A 13,919-nucleotide genomic window follows, 5' to 3' on the forward strand; every position below is an offset into this window, starting at 1 on the left:
TTCTCGTAGATTTTATATAAAGAAAACTCACCGATTGGCGAGCCCTGCCCTTGAGCGAAGACAGAGGTGTAGTTGCACTTACACTTTGTTCCTAAAATTTCCGGCTACGTCGAATGTCGAATGATCCCCCAGCTAGAAATTTACACTTAAAGTGCAAGATAACTACCAGTGATAATTGAAGGGAAAAGATTCATTTTCCCTTTCTTTCTTCTTATTTGCACTACATAAGGTAGTGCAAAAGGTTAAAAGCTTCAGTCTAAATATTGCCTAGTTATTAGGTTACGTATGTATTTACCAAAAAACAGCGAAAAACAGTGCCCCCTATCAGTGTTAGATGACTGCTTTTAACTATTTTGATAGGTTACTAAGTCCGACGAACTCCCCCATTTATACATAGCATGTCTAACCCTAAACACTACAAATTGTAGTGTTTAATGAGGAATAAGTCAAATATTAAATACTCAATTGGTAATGGATGTTAAAAAGTTACTTTTCTCACTTGCTCCAAATGCAGCCATGGCAAGGAACACAAATCCCCTGCCACACGCTCAATAAACATTCAATCATGTGGATACGAGAAGGACTGTACCTTCATATACCTTTAAAAAGCGTTCTAACGCTTCAATACAAAAAACATCTAAAAAGCATCCCGCCAAACACACTAAGGAGAATTCCAATACGGGATGCCTTACTCTTCTTGTTGAACCATTCCCATTTTCTTATAATTTTGTTTCAGAACACAAAATATTAGTTCATGCAAGAATATGGGAAAGGAATTAGCCAGATGCTAACTTTTCTCTATCAGCCGCTGCTGGTGGTTGTTCCATCCACCCGTTCTCGATCATAAGTTCGGCTGCATCTTTAACAAATCCGGAAATTTTCAGGAACGATTTACTATAAAGCAGCCCTATGTCCTGCCTGCCATTTACAGCCACTGAATTTCCGAACGCTCTTATTTTCATTGAAAACATATCCATCTTATGAAATAACATGAGTTTATCTGAAAAGGGAGCAAATGCAGATGTCGTAACTAAATGATCAACAAAAGATGGCGAAGGTAAATGTTCATCATGTAGCTTCTGCATATAGTGTTCAATATTTATAGCTGTAAGCTCTCTACCTTTCTCAAACAATTCCCGAATTTTTTCATCCTTTGCTACTTGGGCAAATGCCATAATGAGCGCTTTACTTGTTACATTATTTTCAATATTATCATACAAATGGGCAATTTCTAATGCGTGTAGAGGTCGTACATGTCCAAGGAAGCCATTTAAAAAATTTTGATGAGCAAATTCCACTTTATCTGGTATGGGAATAAAAGGCGGTTTTATGATGAATCCTTTATTCATTAATATAGCCTTGATTTGTTCCATTAGAGCCATAGTAGCATCCATACAATACAAATAAAATTCTCTTATATCCTTCCTATAAACCAACGGTACTGCTACGTTATAGATACTCATTCCTGCTTTCGCGGCATATTTCAAATAATGAACATAGAATTCATCTTCGAATAATCTAGGAGCACCAAGATTTACGTCTTTTTCTGTAAAACCGTGAGGAATGGGGACGTTTTCCTTTATGAAAATTTCTTTGGTTGTTTTCATGAATTCATTGGATAATTTTAATGAATTTTCCAATAAACGCTTAATATCAGCGTCCTCAACATGTTGAAGATAGTAGCTTAAAATACATTTTGACATGCTGTTTCCCATATAGGTTGCCCAAAGCTTTCCCATTTCTGCTGATGTTAGTTTTTCTTTAGGATTTGATGTATCTAAACTTATGTCAGTTGTTTTAATCGTTTCCATAATCAAATCTCCTCTTAATCAAATCTCCTCTTAGTGTTTTCCTCTAATCAAAATATATTCTGAACTTACATGGTCGAATTATTATCAGAACTCAATAATTCTACTAACCGAAGAAATCCCTCAAGAATCGAGGCACTTTATGGAGTTATCAAGATATGGGTTCTCGTTATAGCAGTTGATTTGTGTATCACTGCAAGTTATTTTATTTGGCCTAAAAAAGAGAAAGGAATCAATCATTCCTTATGAGCATATCAGCACCTAATCGGGAAGGGGCTTTATGACCTTCCTCATTAGGAATCCCCCTCTCCGTTTTAGTAAGAGAATATTCCCTTACCAGAACTCTTTTTATATCCGCTTTGTTTTATCAAAATAGGGAATGCTATAAAGCGGAGGTGCGGATAATGAACAATACAGAAAAGGTAGAAAAACTTCTTCGTGACTATGGTTATCCCGAAAAAGCCATTCCGCGTTTAGTAAGGGAAATAGGGCCGATGAGCTACGAAAAGGTAGCGAAGCTCATCATGCCTTATCATGATATCACCGCTGGCAAATAAATCTGTATCGAAAGCAGCGCTGCTTGAAAAGGAGGCGAAAATGGAAGAGTTAAACGAAAAAAAGCATAGTTTTAATATGGAGGACAGCACCGGTCGTTTAATTGTAAAAGGAGAAATTATCGGTGAATCAGAACTTGAATTTTATGATGATTTGAAGCTAAAAGCCGTTATCGCTCTCATAAATTCCGTCGATAAGCAAAACTTCGAGACGGCGGGGAAAATGGATGTTTTCAATGACTATATGAGAGAAATTGAAGAAACACTTAGTGAAGTAAAGAAACATAGCCGTTTTCAGGGAGACATCATATAAAGATTCCGGTCTAGAAGCGGCTCTAAGCAGCCTTGAGCAGTGACAGTATTTTCTTCCAAAGGCGCTTTAGCATCATAGAAATGGTTGCCCTGAAAAAATAAATTTATTTTTAGGGCTATTTGTGTTTGAATCAATTTCATAAAGAAAACTCGCTGATCGGCGAGTTTTCTTTATGTGAAAAGTGCCTCTATCCATGAATCTTTCCATCTCCCCATTCTTTGTATAGGATCTTCATTTCAAATTTCTCTAACATTACCCTTCATCAAAAACATTAAAGCGAAGGAAATTCCAAATCTTGTCCAAATATATGCAGTAAAGTTAACTGGATATCCGCCACCTACTCGCTAACGCCTCTTGAAGAAGGGGTATTCTCGCCTATTTTTGATACAATCCGTTCTTGGCAGTTATGTCTAGCAAATCATACAAGCTTATAACAAACTGCTATATTTTATTACCCTTACTCATAAAGAATAAGTAGGAATAAAATAAGGGGTTGGATTTAATGAGAACAAATTATCGGAGATGGTCAGCATATCCTTACCAAGGAGAACAAACTTTACCTAAACCTTATCCAGCACCAGCATATTTTCCAATGTTTTTTATTTTTAGGGAAAGAAACAATGAATTCCTAGATCCCTTTCGGCAGCGGATTAATTGGAAAATTAAACATCCTATTGAGATCGAGTGGGGAACAGAGTTATCTATTGTAGAACAAACATTATCATCCATAACTCCTCAACAAATACGCAGCGCACAATACTGGGGGACAGTTGAAGCAACTCAGAATATGATTCCAATGATTTTTAATTTAGCTACAAAATACAACCTAGGATCACCGCGTATTGCCAGAATACTTGGATATTTTCACGCTGCTGTTAATGATGCTTTTGTGATGTCATGGTATTTTAAATATCTGTGGGATGTGGCACGCCCAAATCAATATAGCAGAAACTTATCCACTGTGTTGACTACACTGCGTTTTCCATCTTACCCTTCTGCACACGCCACTGTTGCAGGATGTGCAGAATCAGTGTTAAGTTATTTCTTTCCATCAGAAGCAGGAATAAAAAATATAATGGAAGAGTGTGCTTTATCACGTTTGTACGCTGGCGTACATTTTAAAGTAGATAATGATGAAGGCTTGAGATTAGGCAGGCAAATCGGAAATATGGTTGTAGGTGTATTGAAGGCACAAAATCTCAATGATTCTCAATAGGATAAAGAAAGCTCGCTGCTTGGCGAGCCGTTAGGCGAAGACAGAAGCGTAGTTGCACTTACACTTTATTCCTAAAATTTCTCGCTACGTCGAATGATCTTCCAGCTAGAACTTTATACTTTCTTAAAGTGTAAAATGATTAAACTTCCTTTCACACACAATATAGGCTAAAAGTTGTGCAAGGAACGGGTAGTATTTTTTTCGTAAAGTCAGCGAAAAAATCTCCACCCTCAACAGTTTTTTCAGCCCGGTGTGATTCTCTCACCAAGCCGACAGACAAAAAGCAAGAGGATATATGATTCACTTGTAAGATACATGTAACAATACTTGAAACGAAATATGTTATTATAATACATGCAGGAAAATTTAGAAATACAGTATACTTTCATGGCTACCAAGTCCGAAGTGAACGAGCCATTTGTCATTTTTAGATCATCGCCCAGTTTACGTATATGTGCGATGGATCTGCGGAAGACAACCTTTTCGCTTGCGATTCTAGAAACCTGAGCGCGGAAAATGGGAAATATCATTCAGTTTATATATCAAGAATCAACAAACAGCATATCCCTTGACCTGATTAAAAAAGAGTTACAAGTAGCATAGGGTATCTGTCATTTCCATTTGGATGGTAATATTTCCGATTTAGAATGCTCATTTTTAGTTATGTATAAAATAGTAACAGGAGGATTACTAATGTCTCACAGTTTGCAACATCGCTCTAAACGAAAAAAACGCAGGAGAAGAATCGCTGTATTCTTGATACTCCCCCTTCTTTGTATTCTCATTGGGGGAATAGGTTATGCAGCGTATTTATATATAAAAGCAGAACATGTCGCGCAAGCAGCCTACAAGGAATTAGATCGCGGTAGTAAATCTAGCAAACGCCTAGAAGCGGTAAAACCCTTAGAAGACAATATTTCTATCTTAATTATGGGTGTGGATGAAAGCGAAGCACGGAAAAAGGATACAAAAGATTTTGGAGGTTCTTTCCGAACAGATGCATTACTTTTAGCTACATTAAACAAAGATGATAAATCTATTAAATTAGTAAGTATTCCTCGTGACACATATGTCTACATTCCAAGTAAGGAACGAAAAAATAAAATCGCCCATGCCTATGCATATGGTGGTGCAAGCGGTACGATTCAAACCGTAGAAGACTTTTTAGATGTACCGGTTGATTATTACGTAAAAGTAAACTTCGATTCCTTTATAAAAATTGTTGATACTTTAGGCGGCATTGACATGGATGTCCCGATTTCCGTTACCGATTTTAACAGTAAAAAAAGCGGTTTTGTGACAGTGGAAAAAGGGCAGCACAAGTTGAATGGAGAACAGGCACTTGTCTTAGCAAGAGCACGTCATATTGATAACGATTTTATGCGCGGACAGCGTCAGCAGCTGATCATTGAAGCAATTGCAAAAAAAGCTCTTTCCCTTAATTCTGTTACCAAAATGGCAGATTTAATCGAGGCAGCAGGAAGTGAAATGGAGACCAACTTGACTTTTGATGATATGATCGGCGTTGTAAAAACCATGCTTGGAACACAGTTAAACATGGAAAAACTGCAGGTTAAAGATATTGATGAGTATATTGACGGCATTTATTACGCGAAGCCTGATGAACAGAGCGTAAAGGAAATCAAAGAAACTTTAAAACAACATCTTGGATTAACATCCGCCACAGATGAAGATGAAGCGACCGATGAAGCAACAGATACAACTCAACATACAGATGAAGAAGAAAACCAATAATGGTTTAAGAAACAAAAGAGGCAAATGAGAGTGATTTCATTTGCCTCTTTTGCTCTGTAAATAGGGGAATCTCACTGTTTCTACGGTAAATGGTCTTCCATTTAGTTCTAATCGATCCATTCTATGTGGTGTAGTGGATTCCTCCTCGATAATGGCTGTCGAGCTATATTTATATCCCACAGTAACTGCAAGATGATCCATATTATTGAGACTGCTTGCAGTGCTTTATATAAAACTAATATTTCAATGAAATCTTTACGGCCTCATCACCAAATTTCACTTCAATATGTTGTTTGGAATCATTTAGCATTTCAAAACTAATGTGGTGAACAAGTACGTTTTCTCTAATTAGTCCTTCAAAACGTTTAATTTTTTCTTTGCTATCATCCGCTGCTAAAATATTGATTGAAATATACTTTTCGACTGGTAAATCTAATTTTTTACGAGTATCTTGTATAGACCTAATTAATTCTCTAACTTGACCTTCGTCCACTAGTTGGGGTGTGAGTTTTAAATCTAATATCACCTTTAATTGCTGATCGCCAGCCATCTCAAAGCCGGATGTAACTAGATATTCGACATTTATGTGTTCTTTCTGTAATGTTACCGTGTGTCCCTTTACATCGATTTGTAGTTGCCCATTATATAATAATGCCTTCTTCTCGGTATCAGGGATATGATCAATATATTCTTTTACTGCGTTTACCAACTTACCGAATGCAGCACCCGCAGTTTTAAAATTCAATTTAAAGACAGTTGATTCATATTGGGATAAATCTTGTGTATAAACAACATCTTTAACATTTAGTTCGTCTTTAATGATACCTGTATAAGCCTCTAAAAGACGTTCTCCTTCACTGCGCCATACAATTATTTGCTGTAAAGGCTGCTTAACTTTCAAGTTTTTAGCATTACGAATACTACGGCCGAGTTCCACTATTTTTAGAATTGTTTGCATGTCTGCCTCTAAATTAGGATTAACCATTGAATCATTACATCTTGGATAGTCTTGCAAATGAACACTATCTTGATGTAGCTTCAAATGGATATCTTCTGCCACATAGGGTACAAAAGGAGCTAACAAGCGACTGATCGTGGTAAGTGTCTCAAAAAGTGTTGAATAGGCAGCTCGTTTATCCTCTGAAAGTCCAGAAGCCCAAAAGCGGTTTCTAGATCTTCGTACATACCAATTGCTCAGTTCATCAATTAATGCGGCGATTTCGCGTGTTGCTTGAGTAAATTGATAGCGATCCATATAGCCAGTAACGAGCTTGATTGTACTATGCAGACGTGAAAGTATCCACTTATCTAAGAGTGTTCTCTTACCTGTTTGCTGCTTATCATACACAAATCCATCAATTTTCGCATACATGGCATAAAACTTATAAGTGTTTTCTAACGTGTCGATTAATTTTGATTTGGCATCCTGCACAATCTTTTTTGAAAAACGTTTCGGATTCCATGGTGAACTATCAACTAAAAATGCCCAACGAAGTGCATCTGCACCATATTCCTTCATAAGTTCCATAGGGTCCAAAGCATTCCCCTTACTTTTAGACATTTTTTGACCATGTTCATCAAGCACGTGTCCAAGAGACAAAACGCTTTTATATGGTGGTTTACCTGTGAATAGGGTCGAAACAGCAAGCAGGCTGTAAAAAAAACCTCTTGTCTGGTCGATTCCCTCAATTATGACATCTGCGGGGAATTGTGATTCAAATTTATCTTTATTTTCCAATGGATAATGATATTGTGCAAATGGCATGGAGCCACTATCAAACCAAACATCAATGACTTCAGGTGTTCGTTGCATAACGCCCTTACATTCTGGACAAGTACACTGTACTTCATCAATATAGGGCTTGTGCAACTCTATATCCTTTGCTATCGGAGTTGTTACTAATTTTTGTAGCTCCTGGATACTGCTAGGCGATTCTTCGTGATGACAATTAGAACATATCCAAACATTTAAAGGTGTACCCCAGTATCGGTTCCTACTTATATTCCAATCAATGAGATTTTCAAGAAAATTACCAAACCGGCCATCCTTAATATGATTTGGATACCAATCAACAGTTGCATTGTTTGCAAGCATTTTATCTTTTAAAGACACCATCTTAATAAACCAGCTATCTGTTGCGTAGTAAAGTAAAGGAGAGTCACATCTCCAGCAATGCGGGTAGCTATGCTCATATTTTTCTTTATAAAAAAGTGTGCCTTGTTCAGAAAGCATTTTAATAATGTCTACGTCACAATCCTTCACAAACCTTCCCGAAAGTTCGGTAACATCGGCTGTGTAACGTCCTTGTTGATCAACTACATTAATAAAGGATAAGCCATTCTGTTGAACAGTTTTATAGTCATCCTCCCCGTAAGCAGGGGCAATATGAACAATACCTGTTCCACTATCTTCTGTAACATAGTCTGCTAATACTGCATAATGTCCTTTCTCAACAGTCACATAATGGAATGGTGGGGAATAATGTACTCCTTCAAATTCATGACCACTATGTTCACTTAATACATTTACATTATCACCAAGTACTTTTTCTACTAAGGATTTTGCAACAATATAAACCTTATTCTGTTTTTGTACACGAACATACGTTAAAGTTGGATTCATAGCAAGGGCAACGTTGGCAGGCAATGTCCATGGTGTTGTTGTCCAACCTAAGAAATATTCTTCCTCTGCATCAAGACGTTTAAATTTTACGGTAGCCGATAAATCTTTTACATCTTTGTAGCCTTGTGCTACTTCGTGCGAGCTTAAAGTGGTTTGACAGCTAGGGCAGTATGGTGATACGCGGTGGCCTTTATACAATAGGTCATCTTTGTGAACCTTGCTCAAAATATTCCATACACTTTCAATATAATCATTACTTAACGTCAAATAAGGACTGTCCATATCTACCCAATAACCTAATTCTTCTGTAAATGAACGCCATTTCTTCTCGTAGGTAAATACGCTCTCCTTACATTTGTTGATAAAAGGCTCCACACCATAATGTTCAATGTCTTGTTTCCCCGAAATACCAAGTTGTTTCTCAACACCAAGCTCGACAGGAAGACCATGTGTATCCCAGCCAGCCTTTCTCTCCACTTGAAAGCCTCTCATGGTTTTATAGCGTGCTACAACATCCTTAATTGTTCGCCCAAAAGCATGGCCTACATGGGGTAGACCATTCGCAGTGGGTGGTCCTTCATAAAACACAAAAGGTGTCTTTCCTTCTCTTAATTGAACAGATTGTCTAAATGTTTTTTCTTCTGTCCAATAATTACGTATACGGTCCTCACGCTGCCCAACACTTTCCTTACTCTCGTTAACGTTCATAGATATCGCTCCCTATACAAAAATGTACAAAAACATACAAAAAACCCCGTCCCAAGCAAGGGACGGGGTTAACCGCGATACCACCCTAATTCTATTGATTCAATCAATAGCACTTAGCAACGTACAATCATACGTGTTCCTTGTAACGGTAGACACCCGGCTAGACTTACTCTAAGATTTATTCAGTCCAGCTTCTCAGAGAGGATTTTCACGTAACACTCGAACACTGACTTGCACCGGAATGTCAGCTCTCTGTGGATCAAGACGAAACGCTACTCTTTCTCATCAACGAATTTGTATGCTTTTATTGGAATTAATTGTAACAGTCATAAAAGCAACTGTCAAATAATTCCTTAAAGTGATAAACATTATAAAAACGTATTGAGGTCCTGACGCATGCCCATCAAGATAATCATGTGTCTCCTATACGAGGAATACGTTATTCTTTTCGTAGAATCATTGAAAAGGATGGCGTTTTTTTATGGATATTTCACTCTCAAAGGAATTGCAGCTCCTTTCTCAAGAACTATATCGTCATTTATCTCCTCAGACTCTTGAAAGAGTGGCAAAAGACACAGGTTTTGTCCGACAAACCAGTGTAAGTATGGCGGGCAAGATCTTGCTTGGTATCATTATGTGTCTGGCTCAGTCAAGATGTCACATCTGCCCCTCTCAATGATTGCTGAATATCACTATTAAAACATGGTTATCAACATTTAAATGGGAACTTCAAGCAAAGCCCCCTTTCGTTGCGGAAGATATTACACTCCTCCTTAAGAAGGTACTTTCCCAGAAGTTTAATAAAACCACTATTTATAAAAATATCCAATTCAAAAAATGATATCGTACTGTATAATTGATACTAATCGTTCTTTAAGTACTATATTTGAATAAAAAATTAACACAAACAGGAGGTTCATTATGCCATTATCATATACAAATCCATACGTTAGAAAGCCTGTTTCAACATCACCGCCACCACCGATTACTCCTTTAAACTCGCTTATATTTACAACAGATTAAGAATCTGCGAAATATAAGCTGTTTCGCAGGTTCGAAGGAGTAGACGATGAAATCTAACATTCAGTTTATATTATCAATGATTATTTTCGGTACAATTGGTTTAATTGTAAGATACATTGATTTATCTTCGAGCGAAACGGCTTTACTAAGTAGTTCAATCGGATGTCTATTTTTAGTGTTCGTATTTTTTGTAATGAAAAAATCCATCCCATGGAAATTAGTGAAAGCTAATGCTTTCGTCTTATTTCTCTCTGGTATTGCATTAGGAGGGAATTGGCTTTTTCTGTATCAATCCTACGATTATACAACAGTCACTAACGCAACATTAGCGTATTACTTTGCACCTGTGTTTGTCATGATTCTCTCACCAATTATCCTTAATGAACAATTATCTATCAAAAAGATTGTTTGTATTGGTGTAGCGATATTAGGTATGTTATTGATTGTTGGAAATGGCATACGTGCATCTGGAAAAGGTGATCTGCTTGGGATCTTTTTTGGATTAATTGCAGCTGCATTTTACGCTGCATTAATGCTATTAAATAAATTTATTCAAAACATGGCCAAGTTAGAGATTACCATCATCCAACTTGGAACAACCGCTTTACTTCTCTTGCCATATGTACTTTTTACGGAGGGATTCGGTATCTTGGAAGTATCAAGATCATCTATTCCCTTTATTGTGCTGTTAGGGGTTATTAACACTGGTATTGGATTTTGGTTATTTTTCTCGGGTATGCAAGGGTTAAAGGGACAGAGTATTGCTATGCTAAGCTATGTAGATCCATTTGTAGCTATACTGATTTCAGGAGTAATCTTACAAGAGCAAATGACTATTATTCAAATGCTAGGTGGTGTACTCCTTTTGGGCTCTACATTTGTTAGTGAAACTAACTTTATTAGGTTATCAAAACAGAACACAAAAATTTTATCAAAATAGGGAATAAGAGCAGTGGGTCATTGTTACCACTGCTCTTATTTTATGTTATCTAAAAAGCTACAGTTACTCTATGTGCAAATGAGGAAGCTAATCTCATTTAACCCGCTTAAAAAATGTTTCCTCTAAGCAAGAGAGTGCTTCGTCTCTTGTATAATATTGGGTTTGTTACTCCACTATATAATACAAAGATAACAAAATGAATGTTAGTTCTTATCGGCTTCATTGTGTATCTTACACACTTTAACAAGTTTGAGGAAGCATATATCGCAAACTGGTTGTTCAGAAAAGGCTAAGGAAAATAGAGGGATGTAGAAATGAATCAGTATTTTTATTATTTGATAATCGTAAACATGGTAGCAAATATTGTGGCATGCGTTCCGAAAATTTTATTAGAAGCTAGAGTTTCCATGATTCTCGCCCTCATTATGGGTTCTATAGTTACTTATATAATAGCCCATTTTTTTAACAAATTCCCTGGTAAAGGACTGCCTGAACTACTAAAAGAGTACACTTCGAAATGGATTGCAATTCCACTTCTTATGCTGCTTACAGTTGGCTGGTTTTCAGCAGGATTAACAACTCTTATTAACTATTCCTTTTACTAAAAAGATTTTTAACTCCAGATATGCCTTTACAATGGATCATTTCCATTTTTCTATGCTTTATTTCATTTGGCATATTAATGAGTTCCAAAAGTGTGTTATATACGGTTGAAGCCGTTCTGGTGTTCAACATTCCGCTGGTAGTCCTTATTATGACAAAAGCGTATACAAGCGAAGGCATGGAATGGGACTTTGTGAAGGAGTCGATCATGTACATCTATCACACTCCTAGCTACTCTGCATTTTCTGCTGCGTTATTTTCAGCTATAGGTGCAGCAAATTTAATTATTTTCAATCGTGTATTTACGAAAAAGCAAAGGATGACCTTGCTTCAGCTTGGGCTCATTTTCTTCACATTGACGGGGAACTTGGCCACTACCTATTTTGTCCCAATGGGATACATTGGATTTAATCATATCGATAGAATAATTTATCCTTGGGTTGCCACGAGTGATGCCCTGCGGCTGGGGTTTGGCTTTATTGAACGTGTTGCATTCGTTTTTTTAGTATTATATCTAGCTGTTTCATTCTTAAGTATTTTAATTCATTGGCATGTAGTAATAGAGCTTTTAAAAAAGCTGATGTGGTTGGAACGGTTCAAATGGAAAGAACGGAACCTTACGTCCTATCTATTTGTTAGTGTGCTCTGGTTAATTAGTTTGCAAGGAGCCGCCTACCTAACAGAATATCAGGTCACCTTGTATACAAGCTATTTTTTTAACTGCTTGCCGGCTTGTCTTATCGCTCTTGTTCTCGTATTATCGTTCATAAACAGAAGGGCAAAGGTATAAATTTACACTTTAAGAAAGTATAAATTTCTAGCTGGATGCCAATTCGACGTAGCGAGAAATTTTAGGAATAAAGTATAAGTAGGGCTACGCCTCTGTCTTCGCCCAAGAGCGGGGCTTGCCAATCGGCGAGTTTTCTTTATATATCGTCTTTTTGTTTGTCTTCCCATGGTTCAAAGGAAAATGGAATTCCAATCATTTTAGCAGTCAATTCATCATAAGACACTAAATCTTTTTTTGACAACTCTTTTAAAGAGCGTTTTCCCATTGCTCTTAATGCCATTTTCATTTCTTCTATGCTTGCTGTTAAGAATTTCTCGGCTGATTTTACCCCTTCTTCAATCTTAAATTGATCCTTGAATTTCCCTTGATTCCAAACAACTTGTGTAGGCGGTTCAAACGGAAGGGAATTCAATGATTGAGAATGTGCGACGGTAAATAACATAGCAGAACCTACATACACTGCATCAGCCCCGAGTGCAAGCACTTTTAAAAAGTGTCCAGGTACTAGCAACCCGCCAGAGGCAATTAAACTAATTTGTCCCTTCATGTTTCTCTTTTCTAGATGATTAGCAGCCCTGACAATCGCATGCAGGGTTGGGATTCCAACGTCATCAGATAAAATAGGTGGTGCACCGAGTGTGGCAGCTTGTCCCCCGTCTACCGCAATATAATCAACACCAATATCAATTAAATGATCAATATCTTCTTCAATTTTCCCGCCAGCTCCTATTTTGGCCCCAATAGGAACTCCGCCAGACATCTCCCGAAGTGCTTCAACAAGTTCTTTCAAATCCGTTAAGGTTTGGTTCTCAAAAAAATTATCATAAATCACGGCATCCTCGTTTTCCTTTAGTCCCATCACTTCACGGGCACGGCCTGTTAAATTTTTAGGAGAAATTTTCCCTCCCGTTCCTGCCAATGCGCCTTGTCCAAGTTTAATTTCAATCATATCAGCCCGCTTAAATAATTCTTCCTCCCTTGACCAATCTGTTTTTGAAAACTGTAAAATATACTTTCCAGCTTGGTTTAATTCTTCAGGTAAGACTCCGCCTTCCCCAGAGTTAATCGCTGTTCCAACATTATGAGCTGCTTCTGCTAATGAAAGCCTAACTTCTTCACTGAGTGCAATCCCATAGGCCATCCCGCTAATCATAAGTGGAATTTTTATTTTCATTGGTTTTTTTGCCTTTGGCCCAATGGTAACGGCAACATCTACATCTTCCTCACCGTCAATCGGAAATGGTGAGGTTTGCGCAGGAATAAAAGTAATTGGGTCTAAATGCGGCCATTTTTTGGAAGATCCAAGCGGACGATGAAGGACATCTCCTGTTTCTGCACGTAAGCTATTTTCCAGCATATTTTGGATGCCCATATGCCGAAGTCCTGGCATCAATTCCATCAAATTTTCCTGATAACTGTCAGTTAAAAGGATTTTCCCCATTTGTTTCACTATTCGTTTCATGATCCAACGCCAACCAAGAAGTATGAATAAAAACGAGGCAAATATAATTGCCATCATTATAAAGGTCAAATAATAAAAAATGTTCGACATATTTATTGCTCCATATTCAGCATATTTTCAATAA

Annotated in this window: 10 protein-coding genes, 2 pseudogenes and 1 other annotated feature; of the genes and pseudogenes, 8 read left to right on the forward strand and 4 right to left on the reverse strand. The window is 37.3% G+C overall.

The genetic code is table 11. The annotated features are described in order from the left end of the window. Positions 1 to 569 precede the first annotated feature (569 nt). Positions 570 to 644, reverse strand: a pseudogene (locus AAHB12_RS08300) (ABC transporter ATP-binding protein); the annotation flags it as partial. A 132-nt stretch (positions 645 to 776) separates the two neighbouring features. After that, complete coding sequence (locus AAHB12_RS08305; RefSeq protein WP_342044927.1) at positions 777 to 1,811, reverse strand: DUF3231 family protein; 1,035 nt, start codon at positions 1,809 to 1,811, stop codon at positions 777 to 779. A 120-nt stretch (positions 1,812 to 1,931) separates the two neighbouring features. Here AAHB12_RS08305 and AAHB12_RS31700 point away from each other — a divergent pair. The 5 genes and pseudogenes from AAHB12_RS31700 to AAHB12_RS08325 form a co-directional block, all read left to right on the forward strand. Beyond that, positions 1,932 to 2,057 (forward strand): annotated as a pseudogene (locus tag AAHB12_RS31700) (hypothetical protein); the annotation flags it as partial. Positions 2,058 to 2,212: 155 nt separating this feature from the next. Then, a complete protein-coding gene (locus tag AAHB12_RS08310) occupies positions 2,213 to 2,365 on the forward strand; it encodes a hypothetical protein (RefSeq protein ID WP_342044928.1) in 153 nt (50 codons plus the stop codon). A gap of 40 nt (positions 2,366 to 2,405) precedes the next feature. Continuing rightward, on the forward strand, positions 2,406 to 2,675 hold the full coding sequence (locus AAHB12_RS08315) for a hypothetical protein (RefSeq protein WP_342044929.1): 270 nt from the start codon (positions 2,406 to 2,408) through the stop codon (positions 2,673 to 2,675). A gap of 502 nt (positions 2,676 to 3,177) precedes the next feature. Then, positions 3,178 to 3,891 (forward strand): vanadium-dependent haloperoxidase, encoded by a 714-nt coding sequence (locus AAHB12_RS08320; RefSeq protein WP_342044930.1) that lies wholly within the window; start codon positions 3,178 to 3,180, stop codon positions 3,889 to 3,891. 693 nt (positions 3,892 to 4,584) lie between these two features. Then, on the forward strand, positions 4,585 to 5,646 hold the full coding sequence (locus AAHB12_RS08325) for an LCP family protein (protein WP_342044931.1): 1,062 nt from the start codon (positions 4,585 to 4,587) through the stop codon (positions 5,644 to 5,646). 235 nt (positions 5,647 to 5,881) lie between these two features. Here the strand turns inward: AAHB12_RS08325 and ileS are convergent, their stop codons facing one another. After that, on the reverse strand, positions 5,882 to 8,977 hold the full coding sequence (gene ileS / locus AAHB12_RS08330) for an isoleucine--tRNA ligase (RefSeq protein WP_342044932.1): 3,096 nt from the start codon (positions 8,975 to 8,977) through the stop codon (positions 5,882 to 5,884). 55 nt (positions 8,978 to 9,032) lie between these two features. Beyond that, positions 9,033 to 9,275: a binding site (T-box leader), on the reverse strand. A 771-nt stretch (positions 9,276 to 10,046) separates the two neighbouring features. Between ileS and AAHB12_RS08335 the strand changes: the two genes are divergently transcribed. The 3 genes from AAHB12_RS08335 to AAHB12_RS08345 all read left to right on the forward strand — a co-directional run bounded on the left by AAHB12_RS08335 (position 10,047) and on the right by AAHB12_RS08345 (position 12,333). Next, positions 10,047 to 10,940: a DMT family transporter gene (locus tag AAHB12_RS08335; RefSeq protein WP_129727352.1), complete on the forward strand. Its 894-nt coding sequence runs from the start codon at positions 10,047 to 10,049 to the stop codon at positions 10,938 to 10,940. Positions 10,941 to 11,254: 314 nt separating this feature from the next. Beyond that, a complete protein-coding gene (locus AAHB12_RS08340) occupies positions 11,255 to 11,545 on the forward strand; it encodes a hypothetical protein (protein WP_342044933.1) in 291 nt (96 codons plus the stop codon). 149 nt (positions 11,546 to 11,694) lie between these two features. Continuing rightward, on the forward strand, positions 11,695 to 12,333 hold the full coding sequence (locus AAHB12_RS08345; RefSeq protein ID WP_342044934.1) for a hypothetical protein: 639 nt from the start codon (positions 11,695 to 11,697) through the stop codon (positions 12,331 to 12,333). Between the two features lie 136 nt (positions 12,334 to 12,469). On the opposite strand, the gene AAHB12_RS08350 is transcribed toward AAHB12_RS08345, so the two are convergent. Then, a complete protein-coding gene (locus AAHB12_RS08350; protein WP_129727354.1) occupies positions 12,470 to 13,885 on the reverse strand; it encodes an FMN-binding glutamate synthase family protein in 1,416 nt (471 codons plus the stop codon). Between the last annotated feature and the right edge of the window lie 34 nt (positions 13,886 to 13,919).

The organism is Bacillus sp. OTU530 (assembly GCF_038440375.1).